Annotated in this window: 22 protein-coding genes and 1 tRNA gene; 20 read left to right on the top strand and 3 right to left on the bottom strand. The window is 70.6% G+C overall.

Going from position 1 to position 22,424, the window contains the following annotated elements; all coding sequences use genetic code 11:
• Positions 1-349 precede the first annotated feature (349 nt).
• Together IEY73_RS23015 and IEY73_RS23020 are read right to left on the bottom strand one after the other, a co-directional pair.
• A complete protein-coding gene (locus IEY73_RS23015) occupies positions 350-1,333 on the bottom strand; it encodes a hypothetical protein (protein WP_189081380.1) in 984 nt (327 codons plus the stop codon).
• A gap of 56 nt (positions 1,334-1,389) precedes the next feature.
• On the bottom strand, positions 1,390-2,040 hold the full coding sequence (locus tag IEY73_RS23020; protein WP_189081381.1) for a hypothetical protein: 651 nt from the start codon (positions 2,038-2,040) through the stop codon (positions 1,390-1,392).
• Positions 2,041-2,237: 197 nt separating this feature from the next.
• Between IEY73_RS23020 and eno the strand changes: the two genes are divergently transcribed.
• The 14 genes from eno to IEY73_RS33720 all read left to right on the top strand — a co-directional run bounded on the left by eno (position 2,238) and on the right by IEY73_RS33720 (position 15,338).
• Entirely contained in the window at positions 2,238-3,521 is a 1,284-nt protein-coding gene (gene eno, locus IEY73_RS23025; protein WP_189081382.1) for a phosphopyruvate hydratase, read from the top strand.
• Between the two features lie 97 nt (positions 3,522-3,618).
• Positions 3,619-4,215: an FtsB family cell division protein gene (locus IEY73_RS23030; protein ID WP_189081383.1), complete on the top strand. Its 597-nt coding sequence runs from the start codon at positions 3,619-3,621 to the stop codon at positions 4,213-4,215.
• On the top strand, positions 4,212-4,718 hold the full coding sequence (locus tag IEY73_RS23035; RefSeq protein WP_189081384.1) for a DUF501 domain-containing protein: 507 nt from the start codon (positions 4,212-4,214) through the stop codon (positions 4,716-4,718). Before IEY73_RS23030 ends, IEY73_RS23035 begins: the two co-directional genes overlap by 4 nt.
• A complete protein-coding gene (locus IEY73_RS23040; RefSeq protein WP_189081385.1) occupies positions 4,715-5,215 on the top strand; it encodes an amino-acid N-acetyltransferase in 501 nt (166 codons plus the stop codon). The genes IEY73_RS23035 and IEY73_RS23040 overlap by 4 nt, the downstream gene beginning before the upstream one ends.
• Positions 5,212-6,120, top strand: coding sequence for a Ppx/GppA phosphatase family protein (locus IEY73_RS23045; protein WP_189081386.1), 909 nt, complete (start codon positions 5,212-5,214; stop codon positions 6,118-6,120). Before IEY73_RS23040 ends, IEY73_RS23045 begins: the two co-directional genes overlap by 4 nt.
• 472 nt (positions 6,121-6,592) lie before the next feature.
• Positions 6,593-7,330, top strand: coding sequence for a uracil-DNA glycosylase (locus IEY73_RS23050; RefSeq protein ID WP_189081387.1), 738 nt, complete (start codon positions 6,593-6,595; stop codon positions 7,328-7,330).
• 32 nt (positions 7,331-7,362) lie between these two features.
• Positions 7,363-8,070: a DUF4129 domain-containing protein gene (locus IEY73_RS23055; RefSeq protein ID WP_189081388.1), complete on the top strand. Its 708-nt coding sequence runs from the start codon at positions 7,363-7,365 to the stop codon at positions 8,068-8,070.
• Positions 8,067-8,675: a hypothetical protein gene (locus IEY73_RS23060; protein WP_189081389.1), complete on the top strand. Its 609-nt coding sequence runs from the start codon at positions 8,067-8,069 to the stop codon at positions 8,673-8,675. The genes IEY73_RS23055 and IEY73_RS23060 overlap by 4 nt, the downstream gene beginning before the upstream one ends.
• An 11-nt stretch (positions 8,676-8,686) precedes the next feature.
• A complete protein-coding gene (locus tag IEY73_RS23065; protein ID WP_189081390.1) occupies positions 8,687-9,694 on the top strand; it encodes an AAA family ATPase in 1,008 nt (335 codons plus the stop codon).
• 52 nt (positions 9,695-9,746) lie between these two features.
• Positions 9,747-11,102, top strand: coding sequence for a DUF58 domain-containing protein (locus IEY73_RS23070; protein WP_189081391.1), 1,356 nt, complete (start codon positions 9,747-9,749; stop codon positions 11,100-11,102).
• Entirely contained in the window at positions 11,102-11,665 is a 564-nt protein-coding gene (locus IEY73_RS23075; protein WP_189081392.1) for a hypothetical protein, read from the top strand. Before IEY73_RS23070 ends, IEY73_RS23075 begins: the two co-directional genes overlap by 1 nt.
• 98 nt (positions 11,666-11,763) lie before the next feature.
• Positions 11,764-13,107 carry an NAD(P)/FAD-dependent oxidoreductase gene (locus IEY73_RS23080; RefSeq protein ID WP_189081393.1) on the top strand — a complete coding sequence of 448 codons (1,344 nt, stop codon included), beginning with the start codon at positions 11,764-11,766 and terminating at the stop codon, positions 13,105-13,107.
• Between the two features lie 87 nt (positions 13,108-13,194).
• Positions 13,195-13,278 (top strand) — tRNA-Leu (locus tag IEY73_RS23085).
• Between the two features lie 293 nt (positions 13,279-13,571).
• On the top strand, positions 13,572-15,338 hold the full coding sequence (locus tag IEY73_RS33720) for a S9 family peptidase (protein WP_229716064.1): 1,767 nt from the start codon (positions 13,572-13,574) through the stop codon (positions 15,336-15,338).
• On the opposite strand, the gene IEY73_RS23095 is transcribed toward IEY73_RS33720, so the two are convergent.
• Positions 15,307-16,581, bottom strand: coding sequence for a helix-turn-helix domain-containing protein (locus IEY73_RS23095; RefSeq protein ID WP_189081394.1), 1,275 nt, complete (start codon positions 16,579-16,581; stop codon positions 15,307-15,309). The genes IEY73_RS33720 and IEY73_RS23095 overlap by 32 nt on opposite strands.
• Before the next feature lie 144 nt (positions 16,582-16,725).
• On the opposite strand from IEY73_RS23095, the gene IEY73_RS23100 reads away from it, so the two are divergent.
• From IEY73_RS23100 to IEY73_RS23125, 6 genes are all read left to right on the top strand, one after another.
• Positions 16,726-17,745 carry a hypothetical protein gene (locus IEY73_RS23100; RefSeq protein WP_189081395.1) on the top strand — a complete coding sequence of 340 codons (1,020 nt, stop codon included), beginning with the start codon at positions 16,726-16,728 and terminating at the stop codon, positions 17,743-17,745.
• Positions 17,742-18,740, top strand: coding sequence for a thymidylate synthase (locus tag IEY73_RS23105; RefSeq protein WP_189081396.1), 999 nt, complete (start codon positions 17,742-17,744; stop codon positions 18,738-18,740). Before IEY73_RS23100 ends, IEY73_RS23105 begins: the two co-directional genes overlap by 4 nt.
• A complete protein-coding gene (locus tag IEY73_RS23110; protein ID WP_229716065.1) occupies positions 18,737-19,261 on the top strand; it encodes a nucleoside-diphosphate kinase in 525 nt (174 codons plus the stop codon). The genes IEY73_RS23105 and IEY73_RS23110 overlap by 4 nt, the downstream gene beginning before the upstream one ends.
• Positions 19,258-20,487: a hypothetical protein gene (locus IEY73_RS23115; protein WP_189081397.1), complete on the top strand. Its 1,230-nt coding sequence runs from the start codon at positions 19,258-19,260 to the stop codon at positions 20,485-20,487. Before IEY73_RS23110 ends, IEY73_RS23115 begins: the two co-directional genes overlap by 4 nt.
• A 72-nt stretch (positions 20,488-20,559) precedes the next feature.
• The gene (locus tag IEY73_RS23120) at positions 20,560-21,189 is read left to right on the top strand and encodes a 3'-5' exonuclease (RefSeq protein ID WP_229716066.1); all 630 of its coding nucleotides are present in this window, start codon (positions 20,560-20,562) and stop codon (positions 21,187-21,189) included.
• 320 nt (positions 21,190-21,509) lie between these two features.
• Positions 21,510-21,653, top strand: coding sequence for a hypothetical protein (locus IEY73_RS23125; RefSeq protein ID WP_189081399.1), 144 nt, complete (start codon positions 21,510-21,512; stop codon positions 21,651-21,653).
• The last annotated feature ends 771 nt before the right edge of the window (positions 21,654-22,424 follow it).

The raw sequence follows: 22,424 nt of genomic DNA on the forward strand, positions 1-22,424 counted from the left end.
GCCTCAAACGCTACATAGCCCGCCAAATCTGGCGCACCCTCCAAGCCACCACTTGACACCAACACTCACAGATCTTGGAGTTGCGGGTCGGACAGGTCGGTTATGGTGCACCAGATCGGGCACACAAAGTTCAAGATCACTCCGCCGCGCCCTGGACGCCCCATCGATCTTGGACTTCGTGGTCGGACAAGTCGGTAATGGCGTGCCGGAATGGGCACCTTAAGTCCAAGATCGACGGGGCGGGCGCGGCGGTCCGGGCGGGGCGCGGCGCGGCGGGCGCGGCACGGCACGGCGCGGCGGAGGCGGGCGGGGCGGGGCGGGCGGGCACGGCAGGACGGGCCCGGGGGGGTCAGCGCTCCGAGTTGCGGTGGTCGACGGTGCGGGCGTAGCGGGGTGGGACGAAGGCGTCGCTGTCCGTCCGGTCGGAGTAGTGGGTCATGGCGACGTCCACCGTCTTGCCGTCGAGAACCCCGGTGAAACTGCCGAGGGCGCCCTCGGTGGTGACGCATGCGCCGAACCGGGCGATCGGGCCGCCGACCACCCGATCGAGGGTGATGCACGTCGCGTGGTGACCGGCGATCGTGGTGTCGTGCTGCTCGACGTCCACGTCGGAATCGAGTGCTGCGGCGTTCAGCAGGGCGAGGACCGTGGCCGGCATGATCATGCCGGTCCGGGCGGCCTCCGCGACGGCCTCCGCGTCGACGCCGCCGGTGCCGGACGAGGGCGGCGCACCCGCCGCCGAAGCCGACGGCCCGCTGGACGGCCCAGGAGCCGAGGGCCCGCTGGACGGCCCGGGAGCCGAGGGCCCGCTTGACGGCCCGGGAGCCGAGGGCCCGCTGGACGGTCCGGGAGCGGACGGCCCGGCACTGGAGGGTCCGGGAGCCGACGGCCCGGCACTGGACGGTCCGGGAGCCGACGGCTCGCCGCTCGCCGGTCCGGCGGTGGCCGATGGTGCGGCGGCGGCCGATGCTGCCGGATCCGTGGGGGATTGCTCCGACCGGGTGGTGATCGTGCAGTCGAGGTCGCGATCCTGCTGCACGCAGGTGGTCACCGCGTCGTCGGTGACGATCCAGCGGCCACCGGGATGCACCAGTGCGGTGCGGCGTGGCCGTTGTGCCTGCGCGATCGACGCTGTTTGGCCGTCGGCCAGCCGGTAGGTCGCCGAATAGGTGAGCGTCTGCGCGGTGCCGAGCTGAGTGGCCACTTCGGAGATCAAGTCATTGCGGGCGATGCCCTGCGCCGCCGCGGACTCCCCGAGATCGCCGCAGCCGGCCACGGTCACCGCCGCGGCGAGCATGCCGGCGGCGGCGGTCAACGCGGAGGGAAGGCGCACGATGCACACCTAAGCCGATGCGCGCAAGCCCGCGCAAACCAGAATCCGTCGATGCGTCACCCGGTGCGTGCCCGTGCCAGCATCTGCAGGCGAAGCACGTACCGGCGGATGGTTTGCGCGTGCGGTTCGCTCTCGGTAAACACCGCGACCAGTTCCACCGACGCCGGTCCGCGCTCGGGCACCTTCTGCGGCAGCCCGGCGACCTTGGTGACGACCGCGTGCAGGTCGACCAGGTCCAGATCCAGCGCCACCCGCAGGCAGACCTCGTCGCCCTCGTGCACGTCGACGCCACGGAAGTGCGCACGTACGGAGCGTTCGCTGATGTCCCGGATGAACCCCGTGGCGTCCGGCAGGTCGGGTCGGTGCAGCAGCACCGGCTCGCCGCCGCCGCCCCGCACGAAGTGACGTTGCTGCTCCACCTCGACGGCGCCGGTCAGGGTCACGTCGAAGCGGTTCTCGTCCACCCGGGTGACCGAGCCCGGCACCACGTACCGTCCACGTGGACCGGCCGGCCAGCGCAGCGTGACCGGCGTCCCGGTCCCGGGCACGTGGGCCAGCGGCAGCGACAGGGTCAGGACGCTGCCGTCGGCGCGGATCACGCGCGTACCGGCGTACGGTCCGGAAAACGGCGCATCCTCCGCGTGGGCCGGCGGCGGCGTGCTGAGCTCGATGAGCGAACCGGGCTGCGGAAGCGGTGAACTGGTCATGGTGACCTTGCCGATCGGCAGGTCGGCGGCGGTCCTGAGGGTATGCGCGGCCCGCGCTCGGGCGGCCCGATACGCTCTAGCGCGTGGTCGGCCGCAGGGTCGCGGTCTGAGAATCCGCCCACACGCAGCGGACGGAGAATCCGCGCAACCGCGGTGATCTGAGAAATCCGCACACACGAAACGAGGAGCGACACGACATGGCCACCATCGAAGCGATCGTCGCCCGAGAGATTCTCGACTCCCGGGGCAACCCGACCATCGAGGTCGAGGTCGGTCTCGACGACGGCACGATCGGCCGCGCGGCGGTTCCGTCCGGCGCGTCCACCGGCGCCTTCGAGGCGCTCGAACTCCGTGACGGCGACAAGGGCCGTTACCTGGGTAAGGGCGTGGAGAAGGCGGTCAGCAACGTCGAGGACCGGATCGCCGAGGAGCTGATCGGGTTCGAGGCCAGCGAGCAGCGCCTGATCGACGAGAAGATGCTCGACATCGACGGCACCGCGGAGAAGTCCGAGCTGGGTGCGAACGCCATCCTCGGGGTGTCCCTCGCGGTGGCCAAGGCCGCCGCGCTGAGCGCCGAGCTGCCGTTGTTCCGCTACATCGGCGGGCCGAACGCGCACCTGCTGCCGGTGCCGATGATGAACATCCTGAACGGCGGCGCGCACGCCGACTCGAACGTCGACGTCCAGGAGTTCATGATCGCCCCGGTCGGCGCGCCGACCTTCCGCGAGGCGCTGCGCGCCGGCGCCGAGGTCTACCACGCGCTGAAGTCCGTGCTGAAGAAGAAGGGCCTCGCCACCGGCCTGGGCGACGAGGGCGGCTTCGCGCCGAGCCTGCCGTCCAACGCTTCCGCCCTGGACCTGATCGCCGAGGCGGTCGGCGCGGCCGGCTTCACCCTGGGCACCGACATCGTGCTGGCGATGGACGTCGCCGCGACCGAGTTCTACAAAGACGGCGCGTACGTGTTCGAGGGCGCGCCGAAGTCGGCCGACGAGATGGTCACCTACTACGCCAAGCTGGCCGACTCGTACCCGATCGTGTCGATCGAGGACCCGCTGGCGGAGGAGGACTGGGCCGGCTGGTCGGCGATGACCGCCCAGCTCGGCGAGCGGCTGCAGATCGTCGGCGACGACCTGTTCGTCACCAACCCGACCCGCATCGGCCGGGGCATCACCGAGAGCGCGGCCAACGCGGTGCTGGTGAAGGTGAACCAGATCGGCTCGCTGACCGAGACGCTGGACGCCGTGGACATGTCGCACCGGGCCGGCTTCAAGACGATGATCAGCCACCGTTCCGGTGAGACCGAGGACACCACCATCGCCGACCTGGCCGTCGCGGTCGGCAGCGGCCAGATCAAGACCGGCGCCCCGGCCCGGTCGGACCGCGTCGCCAAGTACAACCAGCTCCTGCGCATCGAGGAGGAGCTGGGCGACGCCGCGCGTTACGCCGGTGTGGGCGCGTTCCCCCGTTACCGCACCGCATAAGCCCCTTACGCCGGATCATGGAGTTGTGGCATCCGCAAGGCAGGGAATAGTTTCTCTGCGTCGGATGCCGCAATTCCGGTGAGTGGGAGGGGCAGGGATGACGCAGCGCCGTACGCCGAGCGGGCAGGGGCCGTCCCGTCGTCCGGGCGCCACCGCGCGTCCGACGACCACCCGGACGCGTACCCGTGAGACGGTCCGCACCCGGATAGAGCCTCGGGCCGGCGTCACGCGCCTCCCGGCCTCCCGGGTGCGTCCGGCCGCGGCCCGGCGCACCGGGGCCACCGGCGCGACCAAGCGAACCGTGGCCACCCGCCCGCGAGCATTCACCGGGCGGGCCACGGTACTGGTGATCGTGCTTGTCGCGCTCGCGCTCGGCTACACCTACCCGGTCCGGGTCTATCTGGCGCAGGAGTCACGGATCGCCCAGATGGAACGTGACCAGGCAGACCAGCGCGCGGTGATCGCCGAGAAGGCCGAAGAGGTCGACAAGTGGCAGGACCCGGAGTATGTGCGGATCCAAGCCCGGGAACGATTGTTCTATGTGGAGCCCGGCGAGGTGCCGCTGCTCGTCTACCGGGACGAGGCCGGCGCCGCCCGTGACGCGGGCGCCACACCGCCGGCGGTCAGCGACGACCGCTGGTACGACACGCTCTGGTCGAGCGTCGAAGCAGCCAATGCGGAGCCCCGCCAGTGAACCAGGATCCGGTGAACCGGGATCTCGACGTCGTGCACCGTCAACTGGGCCGGCGTCCGCGCGCCACCCGCGCGGTCGCGCACCGATGCCCCTGCGGGAACCCGGACGTGGTGGAGACCGCGCCGCGTCTGAGCGACGGCACCCCGTTCCCGACGCTGTATTACCTGACCTGTCCGCACGCCACCGCCGCGTGCAGCCGTCTGGAATCGGCCGGCCTGATGCGCGCCATGCAGGACCGGCTGTCCACCGACCCGGAGCTGGCTCAGGCGTACCGAACGGCGCACGAGGATTATCTGACCCGGCGGGCGGCCATCGCCGAGGTGCCGGAGATCGACGGGGTGTCCGCTGGTGGCATGCCCACCCGGGTCAAATGCCTGCACGTGCACCTCGGTCACGCGCTGGCCGCCGGTCCCGGCGTGAACCCGTTCGGCGACGAGGTGCTTGAGGCGATCGGGCCGTGGTGGGAGGGCGGCCCGTGCGTGCCCCGCGAGACACCAGGATGACCATCACCATCCGGCAGGCCCGCACCTCCGACGTACGCGGCATCCGCGACCTGGTCGACACCTACACCGCCGACCGGCGGCTGCTCAGCAAGGCCACCGTCACGCTGTACGAGCAGGTCCCGGAATTCTGGGTGGCCTGCGACGCGGAGGACCGGGTGGTCGGGTGCGGCGCCCTGCACGTGATGTGGGAAGATCTCGCCGAAATCCGCACGGTGGCGGTCGCGCCGCAGTGCCGGGGTCAGCGGATCGGCCATCGGGTCGTCGCCGAACTGCTGACCATGGCCCGTCGGCTGGGCGTCGCACGGGTGTTCTGCCTGACCTTCGAGACCGGGTTCTTCGGCGCCTTCGGCTTCGCCGAGATCGACGGCGCGCCCGTGCCGCATGCGGTCTACGAGCAGTTGCTGCGCTCGTACGACGAAGGCGTGGCCGAATTCCTCGATCTGGAACGGGTCAAACCCAACACGTTGGGAAACACGAGAATGCTGCTGCACCTGTGAGGGTCGCGTCGATCGACTGCGGCACCAACTCCGTGCGCCTGCTCATCGCCGACGTGGCCGACGGGGCGCTGACCGACGTCGCCCGCCGGATGGAGATCGTCCGGCTGGGCGAGGGCGTGGACCGCACCGGCATGCTCGCGCCGGAGGCGATCGAGCGGACGCGGCAGGCGCTGGTGCGGTACGCCGCGGAGATCGCGGAAGCGGGCGTGCGGCGGGTGCGCATGTGCGCCACCAGCGCCTCCCGGGACGCGTCCAACGCCGCCGACTTCCGGCGGATGGTCCGCAGCGTGCTCGACGTCGACCCGGAGGTGATCAGCGGGGACGAGGAGGCGCGGCTGTCGTTCGCCGGGGCCGTGCACGGCCTGCCCGCCGACCCGCCGTACCTGGTGGTCGACATCGGCGGGGGTTCCACCGAGTTCGTGACCGGGCGTTCCACCGTTGACCACGCGATGAGCGTGGATGTCGGTTGCGTCCGGATGACCGAACGGCACCTGCGCTCGGATCCGCCGTCGGCGTCGGAGATCGCGGCCGCGGAGAAGGACATCGTGGAGGCGGTGACCGGGGCGCTTGCGGCGGTCTCCGGCCGCGCGGCGCACACCCTGGTCGGACTGGCCGGCTCGGTCACCACTGTGACGGGGCTGGCCCTCGGCCTGCCGACGTACGAGGCGTCGGCCATCCACCATGCCCGGGTGAGCCGGGACGCGGTCGCGAGGGTGACGGCGGACCTGCTGGCGGGCACGGTGGCGGAACGCCGGGCGTTGCCGGTGATGCACCCGGGGCGTGCGGACGTGATCGGGGCGGGCGCGCTGATTCTGCGTACGATCATGGACTGCTCGGGCCACGCCTCGGTGGTGGCGAGCGAGCACGACATCCTCGACGGCATCGCGTGGGGCTTGGCCGTATAGCCACCCGCACCCTGTCGCCCCCGGCCGCGCCGTCGCCCCGCGGTCCCCCCGGCCGCGCCGTCGCCCCCCCCCCGGGCCGCGCCGTCGCCCCCAGGCCGCGCCGCCGCCCCACCGTCGCCCCGCGGCTGCACCGTCGATCTTGGACTTCCTGTGCCGGTTTTGAGGTGCTGCCACCCCTTATGTCGCCACGCAAAGTCCAAGATCGATGAGCCGAGAGGCGTGGCGCGGAACGATCTTGGAGTTTGTGTGGCGACATAACGGCCTTTAGGGGTGGTTATCAGGCACCGTTAGTTCAAGATCGACGGGGAGGTTGCGGGGCGGCGGGGCGACTGCGGGGCGGCGGGGCGACTGCGGGGCGGTTGCGGGGCTGCGGGGCGGTTGCGGGGCTGCGGGGCGGCGGGCGGTTGCGGGGCGGGACGTCACGGGGCGGGGTGGCTCCCGGCTGCGCGTACCGGTGTGATCTGCTGAGGGCGTGGTCAGCCGCACGCCCGCCGACGTCGTCACCGCCGCCGCGGCCATCGATGACCTGTCCCGGCTCGACGCCGCCGTCGCCGACTGCTTCGCCTGTCCCCGCCTGGTCGGCTGGCGTGAAGAGGTCGCCGCCGTCAAGCGTGCCGCCTTCCGGGATCAGGACTACTGGGGGCGCCCGGTGCCCGGGTTCGGGCCGCCGGACGCGGAGATCGCCATTCTCGGCCTCGCGCCCGCCGCGCACGGTGGCAACCGTACCGGGCGCGTGTTCACCGGTGACCGCTCCGGTGACGTGCTGTTCGCCGCCCTGCACCGGGCCGGCCTGGCCAATCAACCCACCAGCGTTGCTGCCGACGACGGGCTGACCCTGCGGCACACCCGGATCTTCGCCGCCGTCCGTTGCGCCCCGCCGGGCAACAAGCCGTCACCTGCCGAGCGCGATGCGTGCGCGCCGTGGCTGCACCGGGAGGTGGCGTTGATCCGTCCCACGCTGAAGGTGGTGGTGGCGCTCGGCGCGTTCGCGTGGGCGGCGTGGTGGCCCGTGGCGCGCGCCGTCTATTCCCTATCCCCGCCCGTGCCGCGGCCGAAGTTCGGGCATGGCACCCTGGTCAGCGTGCCCGGCGCGCCGGATCTGCTGGGGTGTTTCCACGTCAGCCAGCAGAATACTTTTACCGGCCGCCTGACCCCCGCCATGATTGACGACGTGCTGGCGAATGCGCGACACCGTGCGGGCCTGGCATGATGCGTGCGCAACCGGTCGTGTGAGGAAGTCGAGTGGATCTCGCTGTAGTCCGTCGTTGGTGGCCGCTGGCCGCCGTGCTCGGGCTGCTCTTTCTCACCTCGCTGGCGGCCACCCGCTCGGCTCCGCAGTTGGACCGGTTCGACCCGAACCCGCCGCCGACGGCCACACCGCCCCCGCTGCTCCCGCCCGCGCCGGACGCGACGGCGGCCGCGCCGACTTCGGCTCCGACTCCGGAAGCCGCCGACGGGCTTCCCGACTGGGTCGGCACCGCCGCCCTCGTCGTGCTCGTGGTGCTCGCGTTCGCCGTCGTGGTCGTGGCCGTCACGGCGATCGTGCGTGACCAGATGCGGCGGGCGATGCGGCGCAGCGGCCGGCGTGCGCCGCGGCGTGAACCCAACCGGACCGCGGAGGAAGTGGTCGCGGCCCTCGACGCCGGCCTGGAGGAGTTGTCCGACACCGACCGCGATCCGCGCCGCGCGGTGATCGCCTGCTGGGTACGCCTGGAGCAGGCGGCGGCTGCGGCGGGCACCACGCGTCACCCCGGTGACACCCCGGCCGACCTGGTCGGGCGCCTGCTGGCCGAGCAGCAGGTGGACGCCCGCCTGCTCGCCGCGATGGCCGAGGTCTACCGGCAGGCCCGGTACGCGACACGCTCGGTGGACGATCAGATGCGCGCACAGGCGCGGGACGCGCTGGCACGCCTGCGCGCCGACCTCGGGGCCACGGCGGTGACCGGATGAGCGGCCGGGACGAGCCGGGCGGCCTGGAGGAGCTCTTCGCCTTCGAGCCGGAGCCGCCCGCTGCGGAGGAGGCGCCCGAGCCGGCGCCGAAGCGCCGCTCGCCGGCCCTGTGGGTGCTGCGCAACGTCGCGCTGATCGCGATCGCCACCGTGGTCACGGTGGCCGGGCTGCACGCGAGCGGCATCAAGGTGCCGTTGCTGCTGATCGTGTCCGCGTTCGTTGCCCTGCGGCTGCTGATGTTCGCGGTGAGCGAGGTGGCGCCGCCGCCCACGCCCAAGCGCCGGTCCGACCGCCGCGGCGAGGAGAGCGGCGACTACCGCTGGGACGGGGCCGACTCGCTGCGCGCCGCGGTGCGCCGCTGGGAACGCAGCCTGGAATGGGCGCAATCGGATCCGAAACGATTCTCGCGTAACGTGCTGCCCGTACTGGCCGAGCTGGCCGACGAGCGGCTGCGCCTGCGGCACGGCATCACCCGGTCCACCGATCCCCGGCGGGCACGGGAGCTTCTGGGCGACCCGCTGTGGCGGACGCTCGGCGACCCGAGCGGGAAGCCGCCCAAACCGCGGGACCTGGCCGGTTACGTGGAAACGATGGAACAACTGTGAGGAGTGGATCTGTGACGGACGCAGGCGTTGAGCCGCTGCCGCCGTACGAGGTGGGACGGCTGGCCGGCGCGGTGCTGGACTCCGTCGGCAGCGTGGTGGTGGGCAAGCGCGCCCCGCTCGAACTGGTGTTGGCCGGCATCCTGGCCGGCGGGCACGTGCTGCTGGAAGATCTGCCCGGCCTGGGCAAGACGCTGACCGCCCGGTCCTTCGCGCAGGCGCTCGGACTGGATTTCCGCCGCCTCCAGTTCACCCCGGACCTGCTGCCCGCGGACGTCACCGGTTCCTTCCTGTACGACCAGCGCAAGGGCGACTTCGCGTTCCGTGCCGGGCCGGTGTTCACCAACATGCTGCTCGCCGACGAGATCAACCGCACGCCGCCGAAGACGCAGGCCGCGCTGCTGGAGGCGATGCAGGAGAAGCAGGTGTCGGTGGAGGGCGTGACCTATCGCCTGGACCCGCCGTTCCACGTGCTGGCCACCGCGAACCCGATCGAATACGAGGGCACCTATCCGCTGCCCGAGGCTCAGCTCGACCGGTTCCTGCTGCGCGTCTCGTTCGGCTACCCCAGCGCCGATGAGGAGTGGGAGGTGCTGCGCCGCCGGATGGCCCGCCAGCGGGAGGAGGCTCAGCTCAGCCCGGTGGTGGACGCGCGGACGTTGCGCCGCATGCAGGCCGCGCTGGAGTCGGTGGCCGTCGAGGACTCGATCGGGCGCTACATCGTGGCGCTGACCGGGGCCACCCGCGAGCACGCCTCGGCGCTGGTCGGCTCGTCGCCGCGTGGTTCGCTCGCGTTGCTGCTGCTGGCCCGGGCGCGGGCGGCGATGGCAGGCCGCGACTTCGTGGTGCCCGAGGACGTGAAGGACGTCGCGGGGCCCGCGCTGGCGCACCGCATCACGCTGCGTCCGGAGATGTGGCTGCGCCGCGTCGACCCGTCGTTCGTGGTCGACGAGGTGCTGCAGGCGGTCCCGGCGCCGGCCAGCGGCGCGATGCCGACGTACGCGGGCGGGTACGCGGAATGAACCTTTGCCAACCCGGCATCGAGCCCGTCGGCCGCACGGAGTGGGCCCCGGCGTGAGTGATCAGCCGCAGGCGGGTGCCGTCGCGGAACCGACCGCCGAGGGCTGGCCCGCCCCGGCGTGGGTGCCGACGCGTGCCCTCGGCCGGACCGTGCTGCTCACCGGTCTGCTGCTGGTCCTCGGAGTGGCCTTCGGCCGGGTGGATCTGGTGTTGATCGGGGCGCCGTTCGCGATCGGCGCGGCGATCGGTCTGCGCCGGATGCCGGGGTCGGCGCCCGAGGTCACCATCACCGCGGACACCGAGCATCTGGTCGAGGGCGGGTCGGTGGACGCCTCCTTGGTGGTGGCAAACCCCGATGTGATCGCGTACGACCTGGTGGTGCTGCGCACCCGGACCTCGCCGTGGTTGCGGCTGGATCATGCCGACCGCCCGTTCGGCATCGTGGTGCCGCGGGACGGCTGGGCCGCGGTGGACCTGTCCGGCGAGGCGTTGCGCTGGGGCCGGCAGGACGTCGGTCCGGCGGCCGCCCGCGTGGCCGCGTGTGGCGGGCTGCTCGCGTGCCGGCCGGTGGTCACCCCGCCGCACCGGGTGCGGGTCTACCCGGTGACCGATCCGTTCGCCGCCACCGAGGCGATGCCCGCCGCGGCGGGCCTGGTCGGCAACCACCGGTCACGCCGTCACGGCGAGGGCGGCGAACTGGCCGGGGTGCGTCCGTTCGCGCCCGGCGACCGGTTGCGCCGCATCGACTGGCGGGTCTCCCTGCGTACGCGTGACCTGCACGTCGCGGCCACCCTGTCGGACCGCGACGCGGAGGTCTTGTTGTTGCTGGATGTGCTCGGCGAAGCCGGCGCGTCCGGCGGTGTCGGCGGCGCCGCCTCGGTGCTGGACACGACGGTGCGGGCCGCCGCCGCGATCGCCGAGCATTATCTGCAGCGCGGTGACCGGGTGTCGCTGATGGAGTACGGCGCTTCGGCGCGGCGGTTGCGCGCCGCGACCGGCCGCCGGCAATACCTCACCGTGCTGGAATGGCTGCTGGACGTGCGCGCGGACAACACCGACCAGGTGCCCGACGAGCACGTCTTCGGGGCGCACCACGTCTCGTCGGACGCCTTGGTCGTGGTGCTCACCCCGCTTGTCGACCCACGCGCCGCCGACATGCTCGCCTCGCTGACCCAGTCCGGGCGCTACACCGTGGCGGTGGACACGCTGCCCGCCGGGGTGCAGCCGCCGCAGGGTAATCAGTGGACCCCGGTGGCCACCCGGCTGTGGCGGCTGGAGCGGGAGAACGTCCTCGGCCGTCTGCGGGAACACAGCGTGCCGGTGGTGACCTGGGCGGGCGCCGGAAGCCTGGACCTGGTGCTGCGGGACGTGGCCCGGATGGCCTCGGCGCCGCGCGCAGGAGGCCGCTGATGATCGACCGTCTGACGTCGCGGCTGGCCCGGATGCGCCGGGTCGTCGACCGGGCGACGCTCACGCCCTTTCTGCTCCGGTGCGGCATCGCCGTCTGCGGCGCGATCGCCATGCTTGTCGCCTGGCCCGCCGCGCTGATGGCCAGCCGGTACGCTGCACTGCTGCTGATCGTGGCGGTCTATCCGGCGGTGGTGCCGCGTGGTCGCGGCGCCACGCTGTCCGCGCTGGTCGTGGTGGCGGGCTGGATCGTCGACACCACCGGCTACGGCGCCGAGGTGGCGCTGTGGCGGGTGCTGTCCGTGGCCACGCTGCTCTACCTCGGACATTCGTTGACCGCGCTGGCGGCCGTGTTGCCGTACGACGCGGTGGTGAACCTGGACGTGGTCGGCTCCTGGGGGGTGCGCGCGCTGGTCGTCGTGCTGATCTCGGCCGTGCTGACGGTGATCGCGCTGGGACTGGCGTCGGCCCTCGCTGGTGGCGCGTTCCTGGTGGCCACGATGGTCGGTCTGTGCGGCGCGGTGGGTGCCACGCTATTGCTCACGCGTCTCCTGCGACGAGCCTGAAATCTGCGCGAAATATGTGCTGCACGGCACTTGACAGATGAGGTTGTCCTGCGTCACAGCGACGAGCATCCGGAGCCTCGGGCGCGGACAATAGAGGCGTGATTCCGCAGCGTATCGTCGTCGTCGGGGCCGGTCACGTGGGGCTGTACGCCGCACTGCGACTGTCCAAGAAGCTCTCTGCCCGCCGCGCCGAGGTCGTCGTCATCGACCCGCAGCCGCACATGACCTATCAGCCGTTCCTCCCGGAGGCGGCGGCCGGCAACATCTCGCCGCGGCACTCCGTGGTGCCGCTGCGCCGTGAGCTCCAGCGGTGCCGCATCGTCTCCGGTGAGGTCACCCGGATCGAGCACGCGACCAAGACGGTCACCATCCAGCCCATCGACGGGCCGACCACCGAAATGTTGTACGACCACATCATCGTGGCGCCCGGTTCGGTGTCGCGCACCCTGCCGATCCCCGGCCTGCGTGAGCGGGGCATCGGGTTCAAGACCATCGGCGAGGCCATCTATCTGCGCAACCACATCCTCGACCGGCTCGACGTCGCCGCCGTCACCCCGGATTCCGACGTACGCAAGGCGTCGCTGACCTTTGTCTTCGTCGGCGGCGGGTACGCCGGCATCGAGGCGTTGGCCGAGATGGAGGACGTGGTCAAGGACGCGCTCAAGTACTACCCCGAGCTGGACCCGGAGGAGGTCCGGTTCGTCCTGGTGGAGGCGACCAACCGGATCCTGCCCGAGGTCGGGCCGGACATGGGCGCGTACGCGGCTCGCCAGCTCGACGCCCGCGGCATCGACCTGCGCCTCGGCACCCGGCTGGAGTCCTGCGTCGACGGGGAGATCGTGCTGTCCGACGGCGACCGGTTCGGGGCCGAGACGCTGGTCTGGACGGCGGGCGTCAAACCGTCGCCGATGCTGGACCGCACCGACCTGCCCCGCGGACCTCGTGGGCACATCACGGCCCTGCCCACGTTGCAGGTGGTGGACGGCGACCGGGTGCTCGACGGCGCCTGGACCGCCGGTGACTGCGCGCAGGTGCCCGACCTGACCAAACCCGGCGCCTACTGCTCGCCCAGCGCCCAGCACGCCGTGCGGCAGGCTGCCGTGCTGGCCGACAACATCCGCCAGGTGATCCTGGGCGGCGCCCCGAAGGAATACCGGCACAAGTACGCCGGAAGCGTCGCCAGCCTCGGGCTGTACAAGGGCGTCGCGCAGGTTTATGGAGTGAAGCTGAAGGGCTTGCCCGCCTGGTTTATGCACCGCACTTATCACATGAGCCGAATTCCGTCGTTCAACCGGAAAGTCCGAGTTGTTGTCGACTGGACCTTGGCGTTCCTGTTGCGTCGGGAGACCATTTCGCTCGGTCAGTTGCACCAGCCGCGCGAGGAATTCACCGAGGTCACGCCGCCACTGGCAGAGGCGCCGGTGGGTGCAGGAATGCGCTGAGATCCGCAACCGCCGTTTCGGGGCACATTCCGCCCGTCCGGTGCCTTGCCGGGCGGGCGGCAGCGGCTACGGTGAGCATTGCACCTGGCCCGGGTGGTGGAACGGCAGACACGGCCGCCTTAAAAGCGGCTGCCCTAACAAGGCGTGCGGGTTCGAGACCCGCCCCGGGCACCCTGAGCATCCGCACAGAGCATCGGCTGTTGATTGGGGTCTGTTGCGTGCCCCACTGGGGGCACGTATGGGTTCCGCAACGCCTTCCGCGGCGAGGATCTCGTGCACGGTGGCGCTGAGCATGGTCGCGGTGTCTGCGGTGGTCGCTCACCGCCGCAGCCTGGGCGGCGGGTACAGCGGTGAGGCGATGGGTTCCATTCATCCGGTGGGTCGGGGTTGTCGCCAGCGGTGGGGCGCGGACACTGGCGGTGTCCGCATCGGTCGCCGGCATGCGGGGTGGAGTGGAGGCGTTGGTGAGCGACGAGAGGTGGCGGTCAGCGCCGGCGGCTGTCGACGTGGCCCGCGCGGGTGTCTCGTACGACTGGCTGGCCAGCATCGGCGGCAGGCTGTACTGGGTGGAGTCGTCTCCGGACGCCGGGCGTGATGCGGTGGTGACCTGGTCGGCCGGGTCGGTTGCCGTTCTGCCTGGTGACGGAGTGGGCAGCGGCTTACACGCCTACGGGGGGATGCCGTTCGCGGTCCTGCCCTCTGGTGAGGTCGTGCGGGTGTGCGACGAGTCGGGGCAGCTCACCGGCGCGGTCACGGTGTCTGCCACCGCGCATGACTACGGGGATCTGACCTGGTCGGGCGTTGAGCTGCTGGGCGTCCGGGAAGACGCCAGTGGGGATGACCTGGTTGGTGTCGAGATGTCGTCTGGACGGCTGCGGGTTCTGGAGGCGACGGACGGGTTTCTCGCTTCACCACGGGTGTCCGGGGAACGGCTGGCCTGGGTGCGCTGGGACCGGGGTGTGATGCCGTGGGATTCCAGCGAGGTGTGGGCGGCGGGCTACATGCCGGACGAGCAGCTCGTGGGCCCCGTACGCGTAGCCGGCGGGCCAGACGAGTCGGCGTTCCAGCCGCAGTGGGGCGTCGATGGGTGGCTGTACTTCATGTCGGACCGGTCCGGGTGGTGGAATCTTTACCGGTGGCGTGACGGGCGGACCGAGCCGGTCGCCCTGGTTGAGGCCGAGTGCGCGACCGCGCCATGGGAGTCCGGCTACGCCAACTACGCGATGCTGCCGGACGGGCGGATCGTGATGACCGTCCAGCGAGGCCCGGTGCACGAGTTGGCGGTGGTGTCCTCCGGCGCGATGGTGCGGCTGCCTGTGCCGTACACGTCGATCAAGCCGTTCCTGGCGGTGATGGGTGACCGGGTCGCGGTGATTGGCTCGTCGCCGACCCGTACGCAGGAGATCGCCCTGGTCAGTGCGGATGGCTCGGGCCGGGTGGAAGTGGTCCGGCCGGGCGCGGATCACCGGTTCGCTGACGTGTCGGTGCCGCAGCTACTTCAGGTCGAGTCCGGCGGTGCCCAGGTGACGGCAGTCCTCTACCCGCCGTCCGGTGAAACCGGTCCCGCGCCGATGATCGTGCGCCCGCACGCTGGGCCGACCTACCACAGCGATCTTCGGCTGGATGGTGAGGTGCAGTTCTTCACCAGCCGGGGGTTCGCGGTCGTCGATGTCGACTATCGGGGCAGCACCGGCTACGGGCGTACGTTCCGGAAGGCTCTCGACGGGCAGTGGGGCCGGTTCGACGTGGCGGATTGTCGTGCTGTCGCCGAGCATCTGATCGAGGCCGGTCGGGCGATACCGGGGGCGGTGTTCATCTCCGGGGCCAGCGCTGGCGGCTACACGGCGTTGCGCGCAGCCTGCGAGGAGGGACCGTTCGCGATGGCGGTGGCCCGGTCGGCGATCGTCGACCCGCAGCGGTGGACGACGACGGCGCCGAGGTTCCAGCGCCCGCACGCCGCGGTCCTGGCCTCGCCCGACTCGGCGGTCCGAGCCGACCAAGTGCGCCGGCCAGTGCTGCTGATCCACGGCGTACGGGATCAGATCGTGCCCATCGGCGACACGACGGCCCTGGCAGACGGGCTGCGCGGGCGCGGCCTGCTCGTCGAGATGCTGACGCTGGAGAACGTCGGGCACTATGTGTCCGGGACCGGGTTGGTGGCGGCGCTGGAGGCGGAGCTCGACGCCTACCGGAGCGTGCTCAAGGACGCCGGCCTGGCGGTGCCGGGCTGAACAACACCGGCAGTCGGAGTCGTGCGTACTCGGTGACCGCCTGCACCTCGGGCTGATCGAGGTCCGGTTGTAGTTCGGCCAGCATGAGCACGATGCGGTGGGCGGCGCGGAACGACGCGACGGTCGCGGCGTGGTCGATCGCCTGGCGAGCCACCACACAGGCGTGCTCGATCTGTCGGCTGCGCGCCAGGGAGGTGGCGTGCAGCGCGGCGTCGATGGCCAACCTGCGAACCCGGTGGGGTTCGAGCAGGTCGACCGCTCGTGTGGCCTCGCGTTGGGCGAGTTCGTGCAGTCCGAGGTCGAAGAAGCAATGGGCTTTCTCGTCGGCCAGGTCCGCCTCCCCGAAATAGCCGATCCAGGCAGGCTCGTCGCCGGGCCGGCTGCGGGCCAGGTCGGCTTCGGCTTGTAACAGGGCGGTGGCGCAGGCGGGTTCGTCGCCGCGCCGGGCGTGGGCGCGGGCCAGCACCGTGCGGCAGGCGGCCCGCACCGCCGGTGTGCTGGCGTGTTCGGTGCCGCGTAGCGCGGCAGCGGCAAGCCGGGCGGCTTGGTCCGGGTCGCCGCAATGCAGGGCGAGGTGGGCGAGGCTGACCGCGATGAGATAGCCGCCGTAGAGACGATCGGCGGACCTCGTCGCGATCTCCAACGCCCGCAGATAGTGCTGTTGGGCGAGTCCGTCATCGCCGAGGTCGACCGCGTCGTAGCCGGCGAGTTCGAGACATCCCGTCGCGAGCTGCGGCGCCCGGATGCTCAGGTCGTCGAGATCGGTGAGCACGTCGGCGAGGTCGGGATAGGTGGATCCGGCGCCGTGCTGATGGTCAGCGCCACGAAGGTCACGGAGCCGGTCCGCGGTGGACCGGTCGTCGCCGTCCCGAGCACGCCGGGCGTCGCGAGTCGTCGACAGCAGCCAGTCCAGCACGGGCCGGTCGGTCGCCTCGGACCGGAATCCAGCCGTCGTCCCGACGGTGTCTCGGGTCAGCCGGAGCACCCGCTCCCGGTGCAGGATCGGTATGAGCCGGCAGAGCCCGCCGCCGGCGCCCAGGACTCGGTCGCAGGCGTCGACCAGGTCGTCGATGGGCATCCGCTCCGCCGACTCGATCTTGCGGACCAGGTCCTTGTGCACGAACAACGCGGCGCCGAGATCAGCCTGCGACATGCCCCGAGCGAGGCGGAGGCGCCGGACCTCGGCCCCGAAGAAGTGCAGCACGGACCGGGCCGGCTGCAACTGCTTGGGGGTCTGGCCCATCGCCACCACCATCGGGACCGAACGGAACGTCTATTGTCGATGAAATCGCGGACGTGCGACAACGCCCTCGCCCGCGATGGGGACAGGCCGGTTGTCCGCATCCGCCCCCTGCCCGAACCCGGACCGGTTAGGTCTGCTCGATGCATGCGTATCGGCTACAGCATGTGGGGTTTCCTCGGTCACGGCATCGTGGACACCCCGGACGGTTCCCGCGCCTACCGGCGGTCGTTCATCGACGGGCTCATCGCGGCCGGTCATGCGGTCGTATTTCTCCAACCCGACCGGGATCTGACCGAGGCCAGGCAGACACCGTGGGGTCGCTACCGATGGGATCCGGGCTTTCCCGACCTCGACGCGGTCATCTACGAGTGGCGGTGGCCGCTGCCCGGCCGCAACACCACCGACTGTGACGCCATCGGGCACACCTGTGACCTGCACCGGCAGATCGACCTGTTCGACCACTACACCGAAGCCGGCACACCGACGCTGATCTGGGACCTCGACCGGCAACTGCCCGGTGACGACCCTCGGCGGCTGCTGACCAATGTCATGGTCGGCGAGTTCGCCCTCACGCCGACGCCCGGCGCGGTGTCGCTGCCCTGCCCGGTGCCCGACGCGTTGCTGGACACAGCCGACCCGAAACTGCTCGCCAGCCTCTCCCGACCGCTTCCGCTGGTCTATGTCGGGAACCAGTACGACCGCGACGAGGCATTCGACCGCTACTTCGCCCCCGCCGCGGCCCGCGTGCCCCACCAGGTCGCCGGGAAATGGACCCGAACCCAGCGATGGCCCCACGTGCGGTTCACCGGCCGGTGCGGCTTCACGCAGGTCGAGACGCTGCACCGTCATGCCCTGGCCACCGTGTTGCTGCTGCCTGACCGGTACGCACACGCCGGGCACATGACCTCCCGCTGGTTCGAAGCGCTACTCGCCGGCTGCCTGCCCCTGACCCCGGCCGAGATCCGCTTCGCCGACGCCTACGCACCCCGCAACCTGCAAGTCACCACTAGCGAGGACGTGATCGACAAGATCACCTGGATTCAGTCGATCGCCGGCAGCGCCGAGCACGCCGACCTGATCGCTGGCTGCCTTCCCCTGCTGGAGCCGTTCCGCTGCTCTACCCAGGTCGCCGCCGCGCTCACCGTCCTGGAGGGACTGTCATGATCACCGGCCCGGTCTTCGGCACCTTCACCGACGCCTACCTCGCCGTCCTGCGCGAGATCCACGACCAACCCCGCTACTCCACGGTCGCCAGGGGCAAGACCGCACTCGAAACCCCGAACGTCAGCTTCACCATCGAAGATCCGATCGCCCGCACCCCGTACCTTGCCGCTCGCCGGGCGAACATCGTCTTCAACCACGCCGAGGCGCTGTGGTACCTGTCCGGCCGCGACGACCTCGACATGATCGCCCACTACGCCCCTCGGCTGCGCGGCCTGTCCGAGAACGGCACCACGTTGACCGGCACCGCGTATGGTCCTCGCCTGTTCGCCCCCACCGGCCCCGACGGCCGGTCACAGTTCGCCCGTGTCGTGGCGTTGCTGCGGGACGACCCGGACACCAAACGCGCCACCGTGCTGATCATGCGGCCGGACGAACTGGCCGATCCCGCCAACCCGGACGTCGCCTGCACCCTCGGCCTGCAGTTCCTGCTCCGCGCCGGACGGCTGCACGCCATCGCCTACATGCGCGGCAACGACGCCGTGATCGGCCTGTACGGCGACACCTTCGCCTTCACCCTCATCCAGGAATTCGCCGCCTGCCTGCTCGGCGTCGAGGTCGGCAGCTACACCCACCACGTCGGTTCCATGCACATCAACACCCTCGACCTCGCCAGGGTCGAACGCATCCTCGCCGAGCCGGCCCGCCCCGACCTCGGCCACGCGACCATGCCCTCCACAACCGGCTGGGACGACCTGCGAACCGTCCTGGCCTGGGAAGAGAAGCTCCGGCGCGACCAGACCACCTACACCGCCGATTCGGCCGACCCGGACCCCTACTGGTCGCAGGTGATCGCCCTGTTCGAAGTCCACCGGCAACTCACCCACCACCCCGAGACAACTGTCGCCCTCGAAGCCCTCGCCTTGCTGCGTCCCGGCCACCGCTGGCTCGTCGAACAACGCTGGCCCGACCGGATGCCCGCCGGAGTGACACCGTGACCACCGCCATCGACGTCGACTGGACCCGCTGGACCGTCGTACTCCTCAAACCCGACTGCATCGCCCGCGACCTCGTCGACCCCGTCCTCACCTGGGTCGGCACCGAAGTCACCCTCGTCGACCAGCGCCTGGTCACCCCCACCGAGCAGCAAATCTTCGCCCACTACGACGACCTGCTCACCACCCGCCGCGCCCACTTCACCTGGGTCGACGTCCCCGCCGACCTACGCCGCACCTACGTCGGCCGCCGCGTCGGCATCGCCCTCGGCTACGCCCCCAACGCAGCACCCCGCCTGCGCGACCTGCTCGGCCACTACGACCCCACCCACGCTGGGCTGCTGACGATCCGTGGCCGCTTCGGACAGGACTCGCTGCGCCAGGCCCAAGCCGAGCACCGGCTCATCGCGAACGTCATCCACTCCTCCGACGACCCCGTCGGCGCCGAACGCGAATTCGGCATCTGGTACGGCCCCGCCCACCGGCACCTGCTGCACCCGCCCACCCAAGGAGGCCAACCATGACCATCGCCGTCGGCCCGCGCCTGCTGCCCATGCTCTCCGACCAAGCAAAAGCCAACCTCGACCCGTACATGGCCCTGATCGTCGGCTACCGCAAATCCGGCCTGTCGCTCAACCACATCATCGGTTGCCCTCTCGACTGCGGCTACTGCGTCCGCCACTTCTGGGGCAACTACGACGTCAAGATCCCCCACCTGCTCTGCCCCACCGACCAGGCCATCGAGCAACTCGTCACCCACCACGCCTTCCAACCCCACGTGACCCCGATCCAGCTGTTCAACAAGGCCACCGACCCGTTCCTCCCCGGCGTCAAACCCCACCTGTTCCAGGTCCTGCAGACCCTCGACCAGCGCGGCTTCACCAACCACGTCCTGGTCATCACCCGGTTCAAGGTCACCACCGCAGAGATGACAGCCCTGGAACAGCTGCGCCACCTGCGGGTCACGCTGCTGTTCACCTACTCCGGCATCACCGACCCCCGGATCGAACCGATCGCCAAGAGCAACACCACCCTCACCTCGATCCGCACCGCCGCCAGCCACAAGCAGCGAACCGGCGTGGTGCTCTACTGGCGGCCCATCGTCCCCGGCTGGAACGACACCCCCGACACCATGGCCCACGTCCTGGACGCCGGCCGAGACGTCGACGCCATCGTGTTCACCGGCTACTACCACAAACCCGAAAACGCCGACCACCTGCGCAACCTCGGCGTCGCCGTGCCCTACGCCCACGACTACGCCCGCCGCAAAGTCTTGCCCGCCGACCTCGACGCCCGTGTCGTCGCCGCCTGGCGCGCCTCCGGCATAACCACCCCGCTGTTCCGCAAGACCTCCTGCGGCGTCGCCTACGCCCACGCCGCCCCCGACTACAACGGCCACTGGGGCGTCCGCGAACTTTGCGACATCTGCCCCACGGCCCAGCGCCAGCGCTGCGCCGACGACCACCACGAACCCACCTCCGCAGACCTCGACGCCGTCCTCGCCCACCTCGGCTACACCACCGACTACCTCATCGAAGAAGGCCACATCTGGACCCGGGGCCTCGGCGAACAACACCGCTACGCCATCCAGCACACCCTGCGCCACCAGATCTGGGAACTCGACCAACCCCACTACCTGCACGCCCACGGCCGCTCCCTCAACGGCCACACCACCGACCCCGACCAGGTCAGCGCCATCGCCGAAATCCGCGAACACTTCGAGAACACCGCCCGCTACGAGGATGACTGACCCACCGACACGGTCCCGGACGCGTCGCAGCCGGCAACCGTCGTGGAAGACTCGGCACGGAGGTGCAGACAGGTGGAACTCGTCGCGATCGACCTCGAAGGCAGCGGCGCCCAGGACCGCGACCACGAAGCCATTCTCGAAATCGCCCTCGTCCCCATCGTCGACTGGCAACCCGACATGACAAGGGCCTACTGCACCCTGATCAACCCCCAACGCCCAATCCCGCGCAGACCGTGGATCTCTCCCGGACTCACCGACGACAGTCTCCGGACAGCGCCCACGACCGCGACCGTTGAACCCGAACTCGCCCACCGGATCAACGGGAAATACCTCGTCGGCCACAACGTCGGCGTCGACTGGCGCCTCCTGCACCGCCGTTGCCCGACCATCACCCCAACCGGCCTCATCGACACCCTCCGCCTGGCCCGCACGATCGACCCGAAAGCCCAGCACGGACTTACTGCCCTGCTCGAACGGTACGAACTCACCAGCGAGGTACACCGTCTTGCACCAGGCGGCAACCCACACCAGGCCCTCTGGGACACCGCCGGTTCCGCCCTGCTCCTCACGACGCTCGCTACACGAGTACTCGGCGAGCAGCCCGAGACCGAAACCCTCCTCAAAGCAGCCGGCATCCCCACCGACAGGCCGGCGACACCCCCCACTGCGACGCAGCCGAGCCTCTTCGACGCGACAGGCTGAGTGGTAACCAGAGCCGTTCGGCGATCTCTCTGGCCGCCTCGTGGTCAGGCCCGTACAGCAGCTCCAAGTTTTCGTATAGCGAGATCAGCTCGGCCTCCGCTTGCTCACGATTACCTTCGGCGAGTAGCAGCATCGCGATGTTGCGTCGCAGGTCCACTGCTTCCTCGGAGACATCTCCTTCGCGGGCGCGGACATGGGTGAGGACCTGCCGGAACTGCTGGGTGGCGAGGGTGGTCTCGCCGAGGTCGGCCCGGTATCCCGCAGGGACAGCAGCGTCTGATGCCGCTGGAGGAGGCATCAGCCTGACCGGCGCTAGCTATGTGCGCAGCCCGGCCGAGACGTTGCGCAACTACGGCTGGCTGACGGTGCTCGGCGACGACATGGCCGAACGGATCGGCGGCGGCGACCGGCTCCGGGCTTCGGGCGCGTTCGTCGAGGTGGAGCGGTTGGCGGCGGACGGATGAGCGGGCCAGGTCCGCGATCCGGGTGCCCGCCAGCCCTTCACCGTACGGGCTGGCGGTGTTGCTGAGCTTGTCGCGAACCGCCGGGGTGGTCATGGAGGCGACCGCATGACCGGGATGCCGAGGTGAATAGGCGGCCCGAGCGCCGGCGTTGGTGGAGTTGGTGTCACTCCGCACGACCACGCACCCCGTGCCGGAACAGATCGTCACGGTCCTCGACGAGAACGACGAGAACGCCGTCATTGGCTGGCGTCCCGAGCCGGAGGTCGATACGCAGGGTCGGCAGCGTGCCGTGGGCATCTTGCGGACCCTCCGACAGAGGCGGTACCGGGATGACGGATCCTGTCGGCGATTTGTAGCCCGACTACCGGGTGGGCCGAGCGTGACCCGCGTGAGGTTTCCGGCTGGCTTGGCGGCGTCAGCTCCGGCGCGCTGAAGGTCGGTAGGTCGCCATCCCAACTCCGCGACATGGGGTATTGTCTGTATTACTACTTACAGGAGCTTACACATAGTAAGACCTTTTTATAACTTGTGCACCTTTCGCCGGGAGGTCGCCGTGACCGTGCGTCTGGAGCCGAGTGGCGGTCGGCCGAATCGGCTCGCCCGGCGGGTGCGGGCGCCCTGGCCTCGTGCTCGGCTGGTTCGGTCCGGGTCGACCCGCCGCCCCGGTGCTTCCGCGGTGGTCCTGACGACGTGGGGTGTGCGGGTGCAGGAGGTGCTGCCGTCGGTCTCGGTGTGGGTTGCCGGGACCGCGGCAGATGCTCGCGGTGTACG

Source organism: Mangrovihabitans endophyticus (assembly GCF_014646155.1).
GTDB lineage: Bacteria > Actinomycetota > Actinomycetes > Mycobacteriales > Micromonosporaceae > Actinoplanes > Actinoplanes endophyticus.